This window comes from Cypionkella sinensis (assembly GCF_042646385.1).
In the GTDB taxonomy this organism is placed as follows: Bacteria; Pseudomonadota; Alphaproteobacteria; order Rhodobacterales; family Rhodobacteraceae; genus Cypionkella; species Cypionkella sinensis.
The window spans coordinates 433,516-449,748 of record NZ_JBHRTO010000002.1 but is presented as its reverse complement, the minus strand read 5'-3'; the positions used below and the strand labels follow the sequence as shown (position 1 = coordinate 449,748).

Sequence of the window (16,233 nt, the reverse complement as noted above, 5' to 3'; positions counted from 1 at the left end):
GGTATTACACCTGACTCAATATAGGAGATTCTTTTGAAGGAACTAATGCTGATCGCGTTTACAACGACCTTGGCAGTAGCTTCACCATCAAAGGCTGAGATTACTTGTAAACGTATAGGATCAGACCCGGACAAAACTGAGCAACAACTGGTGATTGACGGCGACAAAGGGGCTTACATATACAACGCATATGATGGTTCCCCGGCGTTTGTTGAAGTAAAGTGTGGTCAATTTCGTAATGACGCCGACGTAGGCTATCTTTGTGAACGTGTATTTCAGCGCGAAGATGGTTTCACCACGGAGCACTACCTTATTAGAAAGGCTAATGGGTTCACATCTCTTTCCGTGACGACCTTTGTTGAGAACAGTAAATCCTTGGTTTCAGATCAAATACATCAACCATATGTAGATAGCTTTGCCGTTAGTTGTTCGGAATAAATTGCTCTAAAACTCTCGCCCCTATGGGATTCTCCTGCACCACCTCTCACGCAAATCTCCCGCCCGGAATCAAGGCGCTTTAGCGCCGCCGGGCAGCGCCCGCCTCCCGGCCCGGCCACGGGCCGGGCGTTCTTCGCGGAAATCCTCCATTGGAGGATTTCTGATCGCTCATCACCCCCCTCGGGCGGGCGCTTTTGCGCTGTCTTGAGCAGAAATTCGGGGGAGGAGGTTGAGGCATAAAGTGCCTAGAAGTTCTGTGGCTCGCCCTCCCGGCGGTCAGGCGCTGCCCTGTGTTGCGCCGGCGGCAAGGGGATGGTGCGTGAAATCACGCACCCTATGGGTTATGCTCGCCCAGTTTCGGGGCGGGGCGGTCCAGCGACAATTCCGCGCCCGAAAAGGTCATCGGCGAACGCACACCCGGCAGGCCATCAGGCGCAATTTGCAGGCCGCGGGCGATGACTTGTGGGTCGGCAAAGACTTCATCGAGGGAGTTGATCGGGCCTGCGGGCACACCTTCGGCCTCACACGCGGCCAGAAGCGCGGCCTTGGTCCAGGTTTTCGTGGCCGCCGTAATCCGCGCGGTCATCTCCACCCGGTTGGCAATACGGTCGGCGTTGGTCAGAAACGCCGGGGCCTCGGCCATATCCTCCAGCCCCAAAATCCCGCACAACCGGCGGTATTGGCCATCATTGCCGGTGGCCAGAATGATCCAGCCATCGGCGCAATCGAACACGGCGTAAGGCGCAAGGTTGGGGTGGGCGTTGCCCATCATCCCCGGCGGCTTGCCTGACACCAGGTAATTCATCGACTGGTTCGCCATGATCGAGGTCGCCACGTCCAGCAGCGACATGTCAATATGCTGGCCAAGCCCGGTGCGGGCGCGTTGCAGCAATGCTGCGAGAATGGCGGTGGCGGAATACACCCCGGTGAACACATCCGTCACCGCGACGCCGACCTTTTGCGGCTGGCCGTCGGGTTCGCCAGTCACAGACATCAGGCCGGCCATGCCCTGAATGATGAAATCATAGCCGGCGCGGTGGGCATAGGGGCCGGTCTGACCAAAGCCCGTGACCGAGCAATAGACCAGCCGCGGGTTGATCTTGGCCAGGCTGGCATAGTCCAGCCCGTATTTCGCCAATCCCCCGACCTTGAAATTCTCGATCAGCACATCGGCATCGGCGATCAGCTTGCGAACGGTTTCCTGCCCCTCGGGCGTGCGGAAATCGCAGGTGATACTGCGTTTGCCGCGATTGGTGGCGTAGAAATAGGCGGCGGATTTGTCGCCATCACGTTCAATGAACGGCGGCCCCCAACGGCGGGTGTCATCGCCTTCCGGCGCTTCAACCTTGATCACATCGGCACCAAGGTCGGCAAGGGTCTGGCCAGCCCAGGGGCCAGCCAGAATCCGCGCCAGTTCAACAACTTTGACGCCCGCGAGTGGGGTCATTACTTGGCCAGTTCCGCGTCAATCACGGCCTTCAGATCATCATAGGCCATGTTCGCATGCTTGGTCCCGTTGATGATGAAGGTGGGCGTGCCTTCGATCTTGTCGGCGGCCATGTTGGTTTCAAAGTGCTTGACCAAAGCCTCCGCCATCGGGGCGTCTTTCATGCAGGCGTCAAGCGTCTTGTCATCCATCCCCGCCGTGCGGCCGATTTTCTTCAGGTTTTCCACCACCGCATTCGGATCATCCGAGGCCGCCCAGTCCTTTTGCGTGTCAAGGATGATGTCGGTGATGCCCATATAGCGCATCTCTCCGCCGCAGCGCGCCATCATCGCCGCCCACAATCCGTAGCGGTCAAAGTAAACCTCGTGATACTCCAACCGCACCTTGCCAGTGTCGATGTAATCCGCCTTCAGTTGCGGATAGACCTCAGAGTGAAACGCAGCGCAATGCGGGCAGGTGAACGAAAGGTATTCGACAATCTTCACCTTGGCGTCCATCTGGCCGACGCCATAGTCTTGGATGGTGGCCGGGTCGATGGCGGCCGGGGCGGCGGGCGCTGCCGGGGCCTCGGTGGTTGTGGTGGTTTGCGCAAAGGCTTGGGTCAGGCCAAGGCCCATAATCAAGGCCAGAGCGGCGGTGGTTGCGCGGGTTTTAGCCATAGGTCAGCCTTCCTTGGATTTGCGGCGATTTAGGATGTTTTGCGCCAAGGTTTCAAGCGCTTGGCGCAGATCGTCGTTCTTTATCGGTGCCGCCGTGCGTGCGGCTTCGGCCAGAATGGCCGGGTCCGGCGCGGGCGGGGCTTTGGGTTTGTGGGTAAAGCTCGCCTGCCCCTCGGCAAAGCCGGTGGCGGCGGTCTGGGTGATCAGGATGCGAGAGATCGCGGCATAGCCATAGACGGCGTTCACCCGCTCGCGCAGTTTTTCCTTCTGCATCTCAACCATTGGCGCGTTCGGCCCGGTGGTCAGCAGCGTCAGTGACGCGCCCATGCCTTCGCGGCCATAGCCCACCTTCACCGGGCGGGTGATTTGCGCCATCTCGTCACCCGCAATCTCGGGCCAATGGGTCAACAACCGTGCAATGGCAAAGCCGCGCGATTCGCCCACCTTGCGGATCTGATCCTTCAACAGCCCCGATGTGGCTTCAAAACCCCGCATCCGTGGTTTGGCAGAGGGAAGTGGGCTGGTCGTGCGGGCCATCTGGTCCTATCCGTGGTTCGGGCTATTCTAACGGCAAGGGTGCGGCTTCGCCAAGGGGCGCGGGCGGTAAGGGGATAAAGATTGCGTGACGCAGAGGTGAGCCAGCGCTTGCTGGAATGGTATGATGCCGCCGCGCGGGTGATGCCATGGCGCGTGCCGCCTGCCGCGAAAGCTGCGGGTATGCGCCCGGATCCCTACCGGGTCTGGATGTCGGAGGTGATGTTGCAGCAAACCACCGTGGCGGCCGTAACGGCGTATTTCCAACGCTTTACCTCGCGCTGGCCCACGGTTGCCGATCTGGCCGCCGCCCCGGATGCCGAGGTGATGGCCGAATGGGCGGGTCTTGGCTATTACGCCCGCGCCCGCAACCTGCTGGCCTGCGCGCGCGCTGTGGTGCGCCATCATGGCGGGGTTTTCCCGGATACGGCGGCGGGGATGCGCGCCCTGCCGGGGGTCGGGCCCTATACGGCAGCAGCGGTGGCGGCGATCTGCCATGACGAGCCTGCGGTGGTGGTCGATGGCAATGTCGAGCGTGTGATGGCACGGCTGTTTGCGCTGGAAACGCCCTTGCCCACCGCCAAGCCCGAACTGGTGCGGCTTGCCGCAACCGTCACGCCCGACCAGCGCCCCGGCGATTATGCCCAAGCCGTGATGGATCTGGGCGCGACCATCTGCACCCCGCGCAAACCGGCCTGCGGCATCTGCCCTCTGCTGGGCCTGTGCGCTGCACAACGCCTTGGCATTGCTGCGGAATTGCCGCGCAAACTGGCCAAGCCCGAAAAGCCCGTGCGGCAGGGCGTGGCTTGGGTGGCGCGGCGCGGCGATCAGGTCTTGCTGGAGCGGCGGGCCGAGCGCGGCCTGTTGGGCGGGATGCTCGCCTTCCCCAGTGATGGCTGGGATGGCACCACCCATGGCGCGCCGTTTGAGTCTGATTGGCGCAATCTGGGCGCGGTTAAGCATACCTTCACACATTTTCACTTAGTCTTGCAGGTGATGCTGGCCTCAACCACGGCCAACCCGCAGCGAGGTGAATACATGCCCCTGAACCCCGATGATCTGCCAACCCTGATGCGCAAGGCCTATGACCTTGCGTTTCCTGACAAAACGCCACGTTGAGCGGGATGGAATTTGCGCTAGACTGCCCGCAAAAGAGGGCCGTCATGTCAGTTATTCCCGCCGCCGAAGTGCAACGCCTGCAAAACGCTTTGCCGTTCTGGCTGTCACTTCTGATGATCCCGGTCGCGGTGGCCTGCACTTTGATCGGCGCGTGGAGCGTTCTGGCGCTGCCACTCTACGCTTGGGGCATGTTCTCGCTGCTCGATGCGGTCGCCGGGCGGAATGAGGATAACGCCGATCTCGAAACCCCCGAAAGTGGGCTGAAATACTACCGTCTTGTCACACTGATCTGGTTTCCGGCGCAGTTTACCTTGCTGTGCTGGATGCTGTGGTATGTGCCGCAGGCGGCAGATCTGGGCACGGCGGAAAAGATCGGGCTGTTTTTCGGCATGGGCGTGGTGTCTGGCACCATCGGGATCAATTACGCCCACGAATTGATGCACCAGAAACCGGCGTGGGAGCGGCTGCTGGCCGATCTGCTGCTGGCATCGGTGCTGTACAGCCATTTCCGGTCAGAACATCTGCGCGTGCATCACCTCTATGTCGGCACGCCGCGCGATCCGGTGACAGCGCGCTATAACGAAGGCTTCCATCGGTTCTTTCCGCGCGTTCTGGTGGAATGTCACCGTTCGGCTTGGAAGGCCGAAGCCGCGATGCTGGCGCGCAAGGGGCTGAAACCCTTGGATAAATCCAGCCCCTATTGGCGCTACTGGGGCTTGCAGGGCGCGATGCTGCTGCTGGCGCTGATTTTGGGTGGCTGGGTCGGGCTGGGGCTGTTTCTATGGCAGGCATGGGTCGCCGTCTGGCAGTTGGAACTGGTGAACTACATCGAACATTACGGCCTGACCCGGCGCTATCTGGGCGAAGGCCGCTATGAGCATGTGCTGCCGCGCCACAGTTGGAACGCCTCGCACCGGGCGTCAAACTGGCTGCTGATCAACCTGCAGCGCCATTCCGATCACCACTACAAACCCGATCGCCGCTTTCCCCTGCTGCAAACCTACAGTGCCGAGGATGCGCCGCAACTGCCCCATGGCTATCCGGTGATGACGATGGCGGCGATGGTGCCGCCGCTGTGGAAGCGCCTGATGAACCGCCGCGTCAAGGCATGGCGGGCGCAGTATTACCCCGATATCACCGATTGGCACGGCTATAACAAAGGCCTGAATCCCGATCCCAAGGGCGCGCCGGTTTAGGCTGATCTGCGCGGCTTTTAGGCCGAAAAACACAACATGTTGTGGAAAAACCCAAAATTCTGGCCTCTTGGCACAAGTCATTCCCAGATGGGAAGATCAGAAAAGCCCCCTTGCCAGAGCGTTTTTAATCGCCATGTCCCCAGCGCCGCAACGCCAGATGCAGCGGTGCCAGAAAGCCATCTTCGGCATAGCCATTCTTGGGCCGGGCGGGCAAACAACAGCCGACATGCAAGGCACGTTTCAGCGTGGCGGGCAGCGATTTCGGCGGCCGGATGCTATAGAGAAAGCCTTCGATCCGGGTGCAGCCCAAGGTCTCAAACCTTGTGGTGAAATCGGTATAGGGCGCGATCATCAATGTGCCGGGGCGCGCCTGCCCGATCAGCCGCGCCTCCATCTCGTGCAGGGCGTCGCCATACATCGGCTTGTAGACGTAAAGCACATCATAGTCGCCGTAGCGGTCAAACGTCAGCGCATCGGCCTGAAAAATCCGCGCATGTGGCCACCCACCACGCTGCATCATCGTCTGTCCAATGGCGGCATGGGCTGCCTCATACTCCAGACCATCAACTTGCGCGAACATTTCGGCGGCCTGAAATGCCTTCAACCCGATGCCGCAACCCACATCCAGAAACGAAGGATCGGGCTTGTCCATCGCAAGGCAAATCCGGCGCGCGGCCATGGAGTAGCGTAAGAAATCGGTGCTGGGATAGGGCAAGTCGCCATGGTGGCCGGGGGTGTCGTGATAGATGTTCGGCACTTGCGGGCTAAGATGCGCGTGCATTCTGTCCCATGTGCGGGCATGCAGCGCCAACATCTGCGCGGCAGGGCTATAGGGGGGCGCGTCTGCAGGAAACAGCGGCAAGCGTTGGCGCAGCGCGGCGTTCAGGCGGGCAAGGGCCGCAGGGTAAAGCCGCAGATGCCGCAGCACAGCATCGAAAAACTGCCGCGCCGGGGCGTGCATCGGCAGCGCCCGCAGCTCGGGGCTGTGCAGATGCAGGCTGTGCGCGCGTTGCAGGGCAAGCCGATGCGCCTCGGCATGGGTCAGCAAACTGGCAATCCGGGCGCGGATTTTCGGGGTGTAAGGCGGCACGAATACCGCCGCGATGTCAGCGAAAATCGCGGACAAAGCCGCTTCCTCGGCTTGGCAACTGCGGATCAGGCTGGGCAGATCGGGCTGCATGAGGACCAATGGATTTGCGCTTAATCCGATCAGACTAGCGCAGCTTTCGCCGATCACCTAACCAAAAAACCCCAGCACGACACGCGTGCTGGGGCAGTGGTGTCATGGGCGGAACCGTGACACAGGCGTTCGGTAAACGTGTGGGTTGCCTTAGTGCGGGCGGCCTTGGTCGGCTTCCATTTCAGCACGGATCTGCTGGCGCAGGATGTCGATCGGGATCATCTTGCCATCGCGCTTGAAGTGCCAATAGGTCCAGCCGTTGCAAGACGGCGCCCCTTCGTAAGCAGCACCGACCTGATGGATCGAACCCTTGACTTCATGCCCGACCAACGTGCCATCGGCGCGGACCTTGGCGGAAAAGCGATTGCCAACCGAGTAAAGTTCTTCGCCGGGGCGCAGCATGCCACGCTCGACCACTTGGCCGAACGGCACGCGCGGTTCGGCGCGTTTGGAGCCGGTGATCTCCAAAGCCGAAGCATCAAAGCGGCGGACACGCGCGATACGGGCGGCGGCGGCGTTGCGGTAGGCTTCTTCGCGCTCGATCCCGATGAAATCACGGCCCAGCATCTTGGCGACTGCGCCGGTGGTGCCGGTGCCGAAGAACGGGTCAAGCACAACATCGCCGGGGTTGGTGGTGGCGATCAGCACGCGGTGCAGCAGCGATTCCGGCTTTTGCGTCGGATGCGCCTTGTCGCCGTTCTCGTCTTTCAGACGTTCATGCCCGGTGCAGATCGGCAGCACCCAATCCGAGCGCATCTGCACGCCGTCGTTGAGTTCTTTCAGCGCTTCGTAGTTGAAGGTGTATTTGCTGTCCTCATCGCGACTGGCCCAGATCAGGGTTTCATGCGCGTTGGTCAGGCGTTTGCCGCGAAAGTTCGGCATCGGGTTCGACTTGCGCCAGACCACATCGTTCAGCATCCAATAGCCCTGGTCCTGCAACACAGCGCCGACGCGGAAGATGTTGTGATAGCTGCCAATCACCCAGATAGCGCCATTCGGTTTCAGCAGGCGTTTCGCCGCCGCCAGCCATTCACGGGTGAATTTGTCGTAGGCGGCAAAGCTGGAGAATTGGTCCCAGTGGTCATCCACCGCATCGACCTTGGAGTTGTCGGGGCGATGCAGATCGCCTTTCAACTGCAAATTATAGGGGGGGTCCGCGAAGATCAGGTCTACCGACCCAGCGGGGAGCGCGTTCATCCGCTCGATACAGTCACCATCAAGGATCTGGTTCAGCGGAAGGCTATGCGCCACCGCCGGTTTGCTTTTCGTCGCCATATTCTGCCTCTGCCCTCGGTGTTATTCACCGTTTGTTGATGCAGAGAATGAGTCATTGTGGATAACTCGTCAAATTCTTTATTGAATCAAGGGGTTACAGATTTATCTTGATACAACATATTGTGGACAGGTTTGAACGAACGTCTATGCGCAGGCGTGACCCCAAGATTTAGGAGCGCGGACTGATGCAACTTTGTCGGGTATCCGGCATTCGCCTCCCAGCCGTAGCCGGGGTATTGTTGCGCCAAATCCACCATGATGCGATCGCGCGCCACTTTGGCGATGATCGAGGCGGCGGCAATCGACAGTGATTTCGCATCGCCCTTGACGATGGCCTGCGCGCGACCCTTCAGGCCAGACGGAATCAAGTTGCCGTCGATCAGGATATGGTCGGGGGCCTGCGCCAATCCGGCCACCGCGCGCTCCATCGCCAGATGGCTGGCGCGCAGGATGTTCAGGGTGTCAATTTCTGAGACGGTTGCATGGGCGATGCAGCATTGGGCCGTGGCTAGGATGGTGTCGAAAAGCGCTTCGCGGCGCGCGGCGGTCAGGGTTTTGGAATCGGCCAGACCGGGCGGGATGCGGGTGGGGTCGAGAATCACGGCGGCGGCGGTGACGGGGCCAGCAAGTGGGCCACGGCCCACCTCATCCACCCCGGCGATATGGCTGTGACCCAAGGCGCGGGCGGCGGATTCGTAGTCGAGACTGGCGGTGAATTTTCCCATGCGTTTCGCGTAGCGCGAAAATCGCGGTGAAAAAAGGGGGGCGGCGCTGCTCATACCGCCGCCCCCAAGTGTCGGGCCGCTAAGGGATCGGGGTGCGGCCCGGATTTCGGGGATCAGCGACCCAAACGGAAACCCGCGTCGCGCAGGCATTGCGCGGAGTAGACCCGGTCGGCCTCACCATAGATGCGCACGTCGCGGGCGCAGTTGGGCAGGCGGTAATCGAAGCCTTCGCGGCGCAGGCATTTCTGCGAATACATCGTCACCGGCTGGCCAGAGTTGCTGTCGATGCTGATGGCGCAAACCGAGGGCACGCGCGGCTCGTAGACGGGTTCGGGCTGCGGCTTGGGCTTGTGGCGGTCCTTATTGTCGTCAATCGATTTGGCGATCAGCCCGATCACCAAAGCACCTGCGAGGATCTTGGCCAGATCATTGTTGCGCCGCTCGGCATGGGAGGGCATCGCGGTTGCGGCCAGCAATGAGATCGCCATCAGCAGAATCACGAACATATTCGCCTGACGCTTCATGGTGAACATCTGGGTGTGCTTGGTATCGCGCAGGGCGTGAATGGTTTCCGCAAGGGTTTCGGATGCGGTGGACATGTGGGACATTTTGACCTCCTTCTGCTGGGATATGTGGGCTGGGCCTCTGGCATGAAGCCGATGCGCAAGACTGGTGCTTCTACGTCTGGCCAAGCAATATCCGTCGGTTGTTATGCGATAGCAGCGCCCTAAACCGGGTTGGATATTGAATAGCCCGGCCGTTATGCCCAAAGTGCTGGTAACGATTTAGGGAGTGCAATGGATGCGCCTGTTACTTGCAGCAATCTTGGCCTTTGGCGTGGCGCTTCCGGCCAGTGCCGAATGTTATGCCGACTACAAGGCCAAGCAGGACAGCCCGCTGCGGCTGCATTACGGCGTTGCGCAAATTTCTGATGGCGCTTGCGGCAACAAGGGGGCCGCGAAAGGCGAACTTGCGCCGAGATTGGCGGCGGATGGATGGACTTTGCTGACCGTTTTATCCACGTTCGGCCCGGAAGGTTTGGGGGAAAGGAAAGCCAGTGCAGGAGAGTACTTCCTCCGCTACTGATGTGCTGAAGGCGGGCAACCGGGTGGTTGCGGGCGGGATCGCGGCGATTGTCGTGATTCTGCTGGGCGCTGCGGTATTTCTGTTCATCAACCTGCCCGACGCCAATGTGTTCAACGCGCGGGTGGAGCGGTTGTTTGTGGAAAACAACAACCTGAACACCGGGGCCGAGATCAAGCTGTTGGAAATTCTGGCGCAATCGGGCACCTCGTTTTCCGAGGTGCTGACCAGCTATCGCTCGGTGATCTTCGTGTTGCTGGTGTTTGCCACGGCGCTGATGGTGGCGGCCTTGGTGTTTCTGGTGACGATTGTCGCGCTGAACCGGCGGATTTCGGCGATCCAGCGGTCGGGCATTCAGGTCAGCACGCTGGTCATCAGCCGCGAGGCGCGGGCGGTTTATATCAACGATATGGAGTTTGCGCTGACCGAGGCGGCGATTGAGACGCTGAGCGTTCTGGCCGAGGCGCGGATGGATGATGATGTGCTGACGGGGGCGCAGATTGAGGGCGTGATCTCGGGTCGCAATGCCGCCGATTGTGACGAGGCGGCGGGGGCGACGCGGGTGAAACGCTTGCGAGACGCCTTGGGCAATCAGTTGGTTTCGGAATTGCTGGTCAAGACGATTGCGCGGCGCGGTTACATGCTGGCGGTCGGCAAGGACACGATCAAGATGGTTTGAGGCGGGAAGGCGCGTGAATCACGCACCCTGACTATATACATCCGGCGTTGTTTGCGCTATGCGACCAGCTTCGGCCCGAGGATTCCGGGGCAGGCGGCAGGGAGGCTGGCTTGCGATGGGGAAATGAGGTGCCGTTTTTATGGGACTTCACGGGCATGGCCAAGGCCATCCCCCATCAGGAAAAGACATGATTGATCAAATGATTGCCGCGCCTTTGGCTGCGGCTTTGACGGCCAAGGGCTATGAAAAGCTGACGGCCGTGCAGCAAGCGATGCTGCAAGACGATGCGCAAAGCCGCGATTTGCTGGTGTCGGCGCAGACGGGTTCCGGCAAGACCGTGGCCTTTGGTATCGCGATGGCGGATCAGATTCTGGGCGGCATGGACAAGCTGCTTTATGCTGATGTGCCGCTCGCCTTGGTGATTGCGCCGACCCGCGAATTGGCCTTGCAAGTGGCGCGAGAGTTGGAATGGCTTTACGCCTCGGCAGGGGCACAGATCGCCACCTGCGTCGGCGGTATGGATTACCGCAGCGAAAAACGCGCGCTGGATCGTGGCGCGCATATCGTTGTCGGCACGCCGGGCCGCTTGCGCGACCACATTGACCGCAAATCGCTGGACCTGTCGGGCCTGCGCGCGGCGGTGCTGGACGAGGCGGACGAGATGCTCGATTTGGGCTTCCGCGAGGATCTGGAATACATTCTGGCGGCTGCCCCCGAAGATCGCCGCACGCTGATGTTCTCGGCCACCGTGCCGAAAGAGATCGCCAAGCTGGCGGAAGATTTCCAGAACAACGCGTTGCGCATTGCCGCTCAGGGTGAGGCCAAGCAGCACGTCGATATCGAATACCGAGCGTTTTCGGTGGCGGTGCGCGACCGGGAACATGCGATCTTCAACGCTTTGCGGTTCTACGAGGCGAAGACGGCGATTGTGTTCTGCAAGACCCGCGTCAACGTCAATCATCTGATGGCGCGCATGGGCAATCGCGGCTTCAAGGTTGTGGCTTTGTCGGGCGAACTTAGCCAGCAGGAACGCACCAACGCGCTGACCGCGTTGCGCAATGGCCGGGCGAATGTCTGTATCGCCACCGATGTGGCGGCGCGCGGGATTGACCTTCCGGGGTTGGAACTGGTGATCCATGCAGATTTGCCGTCAAACTCCGAAACCCTGTTGCACCGCTCGGGCCGCACCGGGCGGGCGGGGTCGAAGGGCGTTTCGGCGCTGATCGTGGCGCCGTCGGAATTCAAGAAAGCGCAGCGCTTGCTGCAAGGTGCCAAGGTTGTGGCCGAATGGGGCGCGGCACCTTCGGCGGATGATGTGCAAGCGCGCGACGACATGCGCATCTTTGAAAACCCCGTCTTTGGTCAGGATCTGACCGACGAGATGGATATGGCCATGAAGCTGATCGAACGCTTTGGCGCTGAACAGATCGCGGCGGCTTATGTGCAGTCGTGGCGCTCGGGCCGTTCTGCGCCGGAAGTGCTGAGCGAAACGGCGGCGCCCCGCGATGCCGCCCCGCCGCGCGAGCGTTCGGAATTTGGTGCTTCGGTGTGGTTCTCGCTGTCGGTGGGCCGTTCGGGTCGGGCCGAGGCGCGCTGGCTGTTGCCGAAGATCTGCGATGCAGGCTCGATCACCAAGGACGGCATCGGCGCGATCCGGGTGCAGGATGATGTGACCTATGTGCAGATCGCCGAAAATCTGGCGGGCAAGTTCGGGCAATCGCTGGAGTTGGAAAACGGCGTCGTGATGGCGCGGATGGCGGGCGAGCCTTCGATGGATCGCCCCGAGCGCGCGCCGCGTGCGCCTGCGCGGGATCGGGCAGAGCGCCCGGTGCGGGCAGAGCGTGCCGAGAAGCCAGCTTATGAAAAGCGCGAAAAAGCACCCTATGTGCCGAAGCCTTCGCGTCTGATCGAGGAAGCGGCAGCGGATGGCTATGATCCGATCAAAGGATCGGAAGCGCCGCCTGCCGAGGCTCCGCGCCCGCGTGCGCCCAAGCCCTATGCCAAGCGCGATGACGATGCGAAGCCCTATGCGGCCAAGCCTTATGCTGCGCGCGAAGCCAAGCCTTACGCCCCGCGCGCCGAGGGGGGCAAGCCCTATGCCAAGCGGGAAGATGGGGATCGCAAGCCTTATGCGCCCCGCGCCGAAGGCGCGAAGCCTTATGCCCCGCGTGGCGACAAGCCCGCCTATGCGCCGCGCGCGGATGGTGAGCGTAAGCCCTATGCGCCGCGTGGCGAGAATGCCAAGCCTTTTGCCAAGCGCGAAGACGGCGACCGCAAGCCCTACGCGCCGCGCGCTGAAGGTGCAAAACCCTATGCGCCGCGTGGCGACAAGCCCGCTTATGCCCCGAAATCCGCAGGCTTCAAATCGCATGGTGGGGCCGAGGGTAAACCGGGCAAAGCCTTTGGGTCGAAATCGCATGGCGCAGAGGGAAAGTCGTTCGGTAAGCCAGCCTTTGCCAAAGCGGCGGCCCCCAAAACCGATGCCAAGGATACCTCGAAGCGGTTCGTGCCGCCGAAGAAAAAGTAATCGGAACCTACGTTCACATAATTGCGTATGAAAGTTCACATAAGGCCGCCTTTGGGTGGCCTTATGCGTTTGTCAGGCCCATCAGATCATCATGCAGCAAGGGCGCGCAGGCGAACGTGCCTGGCGATTGCGCAGTCAAAGCGTTGAAATCCAGCGCAAGCCCGTAACGGTCGCTGACGGTCGCGCCTGCACGGGCGGCGATCAGGCTGCCTGCGGCGATGTCCCATTCCCAAGCGTCCATGAAGGTGATCATGCCGTCAAAACTGCCATCGGCGACCAGACACAGCCGATACGCCAGCGAGGCACGGAAGCTGCGCTGAAACTGTGGCATGCCATTTGGCCAATGCGCAGGATCAAGCGTGTGCTTCGAGGTCAGAATGTTCGGATCATCGGCAAGCGATTTCCGGCTACAGCGGATCGGCAGCCCATCACACAAGGCGGGGCCAAATTCGGTGGCGGTATACAGCTTGTCGAGCGCCGGAAGATAAACCACGGCGGCGGTGATCCGGCCCTGATGCGCCACGGCGAGCGAGTGGGAAAAGTGTTTTTCGCCCGCGATGAAGGCACGGGTTCCATCGATCGGATCGATTATGAACTGGTATTCGGTATTCAATCGCGCCTTGTCATCCGGGGTTTCCTCGGACAACCAGCCATAGTCGGGGCGGGCGCTGCGCAGGATGCTTTGAATCTTGTCGTTGCAGGCCAGATCGGCCTCTGTCACCGGGCTGGTGTCGGCCTTGTCCCAGGCTTTGGGCGCGTTTTTCCAGTAGCGCAGGGCGATGTCGCCGGCGGCACGGGCGGCTTTGGTCAGCAGGGCAAGATCACGCTCTGGCAAGGTTACGCTCCGGCAAGGATCATGCCTTCGACAAGCAGGCTGGGCACGCGGGTGGACAGATGCGCGCGGGCGTCATTGGCGGGAATGATGCGTTTGAGCATATCGCGCAGGTTGCCTGCGATGGTGCATTCGTTCACCGGATACAGGATTTCGCCGCCTTCAACCCAGAAGCCGGAAGCGCCGCGCGAATAATCCCCGGTGGTGGGGTTGATGGTCGAGCCGATCATCGAGGTGATCAGCAGGCCGGTGCCCATGTCGCGGATCAGATCGGCGCGCGTGGCGGTGCCTTGGGTGAGGTCGAGGTTTGAACTCGACGGGGTGGGCGGTGACGAGGTGCCGCGCGCGGCGTTGCCGGTGGATTGCAGGCCGAGTTGGCGGGCGGTGGCAAGGTCGAGCGTCCAGCCCATCAGCACGCCGTTTTCCACCACGATGCGGCGGGTCGAGGGCAGGCCTTCGCCATCAAACGGGCGCGAGCCGCCGATGCGGGGGCGCAACGGGTCTTCGATCAGCGACAGATGGGCGGGCAAGACTTGGGCGCCAAGGCCGTTCAGAAGCCAAGACGATCCGCGCGCGATGGCGGCACCGTTGATGGCAGAGGTGAAGTGGCCAATCAGCGAAGATGCGACACGTTCATCGAAGATCACCGGATAGGTGCCGGTTTTCGGCTTGGTCGCCCCGGCGCGAGCCAGCGCGCGCTCGGCGGCGAGGCTGCCGATGCTGGTGGCGGAAGGCATGTCGGCGACGAAGATGCGGCCTTCGCCGGCATAGTCACGCTCCATCGCTGTGCCCGATCCGGTGAAGGCGACGGCAGAGACCGAGTGGGAGGAGCGTTCATAGCCGCCCGCGAAGCCGTTGGTGGCGGCGAGGTGGACTTGGCGGCGGCCGTAACCTGCCGAGGCTTGAACTTGGGTGATGCCGGGGGCGGCGAGGCTGGCGGCTTCGGCCTCACGCGCGAGGGATTCGAGATGCGCGGCGGTGGGCTCAGGGGCGTCTTCGACCAGTTCCAGCGCGGCGAGATCCCAGTGTTTGGCGATCTGGTCCGGGGCGGCGAGGCCTGCATAGGGGTCATTCGGGGCCTCGCGCGCCATCGCCACCGCGCGTTCAGCGAGGCGGGCGAGGGTGGCGGGGGAGGTGTCGGAAGCGGAAACGCAGGCCTGACGCCCGCCGATCAGCACGCGCAGGCCGATCTCGGTGGCCTCGGATCGCTCGGCTTGCTCCAACGCGCCTGCGCGGATGTCGATGGATTGCGAGGTGCCGGAGAGGGCCATCGCATCAGCGGCTTCGGCCCCTGCCTTGCGTGCGGCATCAAGAAGGGCTTCGGTCAGCGCGGCGAGACGGGACATGCGGCATCCTTAAGGGATTTGACTTCGTTGCGGCTCAAAGTCATGCTTTCCGGGCGGAGTTCAAGACGTAAGGGCATATTTAGCCCATCAAGTTTTTTTCAAGAAGGATTTTGCCATGCCGTGGACGGTGGTGGTGGACGCGCAGGGTCAGCGCTGGGGTGTCAATAAAGAGGGCGTCTATCTGATGCTGCGCGCGGCGTTGCGGGCGGAAAAGATCAAGGCGCGCTCGCAGATTACCTCGGTGGACAACGGGTTTCTGATGCCAACGACGTTTCTGTTCGAGACGGATTGGAACGGGCTGCGGGCGGATGTGGATCAGGAGACCAACACGTTTTACATGGATGCGGCGGAGCGGTTGTCGCGGGATCCGGCGTCGATGCGGGCCAATCTGTTGGGGATGATCGCGCGCGGGCGCAGTGATTTCAATGCGGTCGAGGCGATGCGGCGCAGGGCTACGCGGCAGTCATCGGAGAGTATTTCCAATAATGTCGAGGGATGGGAGACGGCGCTGGCGGTGGCGCAGTTCACGCGGGATACCTCGGCGACCATTCTTGTGGTGGGGGCGGGTTTGCTGTCGGGTGGGGCGGCGTTTGGGGTGTTGGGGGCGGGGTCGGTGTTGCGGGGGACGGCGACCTATCAGGATACCGGCAATGTCGGGGCTGCGGTGATCAACGGGTCGGGGACGTTCATTGTGGGGATGGTAGGGATTGCTGGGGCCAATCCGGCGCTGGCGCGGTCGGAACAGTTGCAACTGATGTTTGTCGGGTCTGGCCTGCAAGGTGGGGTGCAGGGGGCGCAGTCGCTGGTGGAGGGCAAGACCCCCAAGCAGGCGTTGCAGCAGGCGGCGGTGTCGGCGGGGTTCAATCTGTTGGGCTCGGCTGTGGGCGGGCGGATTGAGAACATGAGTTTCAGCACGCGGTTGGTGGTGGGCGGTGTGATCGACACCACGGGGAATGCGCTGACGGCGGCGACGGTGCCTACCCCCGCCCCGCAGGCGATTGCACGGCCTGCGGTGACGGGCAATCTGGACTATGCGGGCATCCCGTTCGATCCGGCAGCGGATGAGATTTATCTGGCGCAGAATTGTCTGCGAAGGTTGTGATTTGGGGTGGTCCCAACTCGGGACCAAAAAATGTTCTTTTATATCAGTTTGTTGCATTTCCGATTTAAGGATTTGGTAATCTTTGTGGATA

16 protein-coding genes are annotated in these 16,233 nt (G+C 61.5%); 7 read left to right on the top strand and 9 right to left on the bottom strand.

What is annotated here, in order from left to right:
* The first annotated feature begins 33 nt into the window (after positions 1-33).
* Positions 34-438 carry a hypothetical protein gene (locus ACFOGH_RS17345; RefSeq protein WP_380074424.1) on the top strand — a complete coding sequence of 135 codons (405 nt, stop codon included), beginning with the start codon at positions 34-36 and terminating at the stop codon, positions 436-438.
* Between the two features lie 334 nt (positions 439-772).
* Here the strand turns inward: ACFOGH_RS17345 and ACFOGH_RS17340 are convergent, their stop codons facing one another.
* Genes ACFOGH_RS17340 through ACFOGH_RS17330 form a run of 3 tightly spaced genes read right to left on the bottom strand, consistent with a single transcriptional unit; the run spans position 773 to position 3,081 of the window.
* On the bottom strand, positions 773-1,885 hold the full coding sequence (locus ACFOGH_RS17340; protein ID WP_380074423.1) for a CaiB/BaiF CoA transferase family protein: 1,113 nt from the start codon (positions 1,883-1,885) through the stop codon (positions 773-775).
* On the bottom strand, positions 1,885-2,544 hold the full coding sequence (locus ACFOGH_RS17335) for a DsbA family protein (RefSeq protein WP_380074422.1): 660 nt from the start codon (positions 2,542-2,544) through the stop codon (positions 1,885-1,887). Before ACFOGH_RS17335 ends, ACFOGH_RS17340 begins: the two co-directional genes overlap by 1 nt.
* Positions 2,545-2,547: 3 nt before the next feature.
* Positions 2,548-3,081, bottom strand: a complete 534-nt coding sequence (locus ACFOGH_RS17330; RefSeq protein WP_380074421.1) for a DUF721 domain-containing protein — start codon at positions 3,079-3,081, stop codon at positions 2,548-2,550.
* 81 nt (positions 3,082-3,162) lie between these two features.
* Between ACFOGH_RS17330 and mutY the strand changes: the two genes are divergently transcribed.
* Both mutY and ACFOGH_RS17320 read left to right on the top strand, forming a co-directional pair.
* Entirely contained in the window at positions 3,163-4,197 is a 1,035-nt protein-coding gene (gene mutY, locus ACFOGH_RS17325; protein ID WP_380074420.1) for an A/G-specific adenine glycosylase, read from the top strand.
* Between the two features lie 44 nt (positions 4,198-4,241).
* Positions 4,242-5,393, top strand: a complete 1,152-nt coding sequence (locus ACFOGH_RS17320; RefSeq protein WP_380074419.1) for an alkane 1-monooxygenase — start codon at positions 4,242-4,244, stop codon at positions 5,391-5,393.
* 124 nt (positions 5,394-5,517) lie between these two features.
* On the opposite strand, the gene ACFOGH_RS17315 is transcribed toward ACFOGH_RS17320, so the two are convergent.
* The 4 genes from ACFOGH_RS17315 to ACFOGH_RS17300 form a co-directional block, all read right to left on the bottom strand.
* Positions 5,518-6,573, bottom strand: coding sequence for a hypothetical protein (locus ACFOGH_RS17315; protein WP_380074418.1), 1,056 nt, complete (start codon positions 6,571-6,573; stop codon positions 5,518-5,520).
* A 150-nt stretch (positions 6,574-6,723) separates the two neighbouring features.
* A complete protein-coding gene (locus tag ACFOGH_RS17310; protein WP_380074417.1) occupies positions 6,724-7,848 on the bottom strand; it encodes a site-specific DNA-methyltransferase in 1,125 nt (374 codons plus the stop codon).
* Positions 7,849-7,934: 86 nt separating this feature from the next.
* Entirely contained in the window at positions 7,935-8,627 is a 693-nt protein-coding gene (locus ACFOGH_RS17305) for a ribonuclease HII (protein WP_380074416.1), read from the bottom strand.
* 59 nt (positions 8,628-8,686) lie between these two features.
* A complete protein-coding gene (locus ACFOGH_RS17300) occupies positions 8,687-9,181 on the bottom strand; it encodes a hypothetical protein (RefSeq protein WP_380074415.1) in 495 nt (164 codons plus the stop codon).
* A 193-nt stretch (positions 9,182-9,374) separates the two neighbouring features.
* On the opposite strand from ACFOGH_RS17300, the gene ACFOGH_RS17295 reads away from it, so the two are divergent.
* The 3 genes from ACFOGH_RS17295 (at position 9,375) to ACFOGH_RS17285 (ending at position 12,862) form a co-directional block, all read left to right on the top strand.
* Entirely contained in the window at positions 9,375-9,659 is a 285-nt protein-coding gene (locus tag ACFOGH_RS17295) for a hypothetical protein (RefSeq protein ID WP_380074414.1), read from the top strand.
* The gene (locus tag ACFOGH_RS17290; protein ID WP_380074413.1) at positions 9,631-10,335 is read left to right on the top strand and encodes a winged helix-turn-helix domain-containing protein; all 705 of its coding nucleotides are present in this window, start codon (positions 9,631-9,633) and stop codon (positions 10,333-10,335) included. The genes ACFOGH_RS17295 and ACFOGH_RS17290 overlap by 29 nt, the downstream gene beginning before the upstream one ends.
* Before the next feature lie 187 nt (positions 10,336-10,522).
* Positions 10,523-12,862 (top strand): DEAD/DEAH box helicase, encoded by a 2,340-nt coding sequence (locus tag ACFOGH_RS17285; RefSeq protein ID WP_380074412.1) that lies wholly within the window; start codon positions 10,523-10,525, stop codon positions 12,860-12,862.
* Between the two features lie 61 nt (positions 12,863-12,923).
* On the opposite strand, the gene ACFOGH_RS17280 is transcribed toward ACFOGH_RS17285, so the two are convergent.
* Both ACFOGH_RS17280 and ACFOGH_RS17275 read right to left on the bottom strand, forming a co-directional pair.
* On the bottom strand, positions 12,924-13,697 hold the full coding sequence (locus tag ACFOGH_RS17280) for a 3'(2'),5'-bisphosphate nucleotidase CysQ (RefSeq protein ID WP_380074411.1): 774 nt from the start codon (positions 13,695-13,697) through the stop codon (positions 12,924-12,926).
* Positions 13,698-13,699: 2 nt separating this feature from the next.
* Positions 13,700-15,040, bottom strand: a complete 1,341-nt coding sequence (locus tag ACFOGH_RS17275) for a TldD/PmbA family protein (RefSeq protein ID WP_380074410.1) — start codon at positions 15,038-15,040, stop codon at positions 13,700-13,702.
* A 115-nt stretch (positions 15,041-15,155) separates the two neighbouring features.
* Between ACFOGH_RS17275 and ACFOGH_RS17270 the strand changes: the two genes are divergently transcribed.
* The gene (locus ACFOGH_RS17270; RefSeq protein WP_380074409.1) at positions 15,156-16,142 is read left to right on the top strand and encodes a hypothetical protein; all 987 of its coding nucleotides are present in this window, start codon (positions 15,156-15,158) and stop codon (positions 16,140-16,142) included.
* The last annotated feature ends 91 nt before the right edge of the window (positions 16,143-16,233 follow it).

Coding starts and splice junctions, on each gene's coding strand:
- ACFOGH_RS17270 (WP_380074409.1), top strand. CDS start 15,156: ATGCCGTGGACGGTGGTGGTGGACGCGCAGGGTCAGCGCTGGGGTGTC.
- ACFOGH_RS17275 (WP_380074410.1), bottom strand. CDS start 15,040: ATGTCCCGTCTCGCCGCGCTGACCGAAGCCCTTCTTGATGCCGCACGC.
- ACFOGH_RS17310 (WP_380074417.1), bottom strand. CDS start 7,848: ATGGCGACGAAAAGCAAACCGGCGGTGGCGCATAGCCTTCCGCTGAAC.
- ACFOGH_RS17295 (WP_380074414.1), top strand. CDS start 9,375: ATGCGCCTGTTACTTGCAGCAATCTTGGCCTTTGGCGTGGCGCTTCCG.
- ACFOGH_RS17340 (WP_380074423.1), bottom strand. CDS start 1,885: ATGACCCCACTCGCGGGCGTCAAAGTTGTTGAACTGGCGCGGATTCTG.
- ACFOGH_RS17315 (WP_380074418.1), bottom strand. CDS start 6,573: ATGCAGCCCGATCTGCCCAGCCTGATCCGCAGTTGCCAAGCCGAGGAA.
- ACFOGH_RS17300 (WP_380074415.1), bottom strand. CDS start 9,181: ATGTCCCACATGTCCACCGCATCCGAAACCCTTGCGGAAACCATTCAC.
- ACFOGH_RS17330 (WP_380074421.1), bottom strand. CDS start 3,081: ATGGCCCGCACGACCAGCCCACTTCCCTCTGCCAAACCACGGATGCGG.
- ACFOGH_RS17305 (WP_380074416.1), bottom strand. CDS start 8,627: ATGAGCAGCGCCGCCCCCCTTTTTTCACCGCGATTTTCGCGCTACGCG.
- ACFOGH_RS17335 (WP_380074422.1), bottom strand. CDS start 2,544: ATGGCTAAAACCCGCGCAACCACCGCCGCTCTGGCCTTGATTATGGGC.
- ACFOGH_RS17285 (WP_380074412.1), top strand. CDS start 10,523: ATGATTGATCAAATGATTGCCGCGCCTTTGGCTGCGGCTTTGACGGCC.
- ACFOGH_RS17320 (WP_380074419.1), top strand. CDS start 4,242: ATGTCAGTTATTCCCGCCGCCGAAGTGCAACGCCTGCAAAACGCTTTG.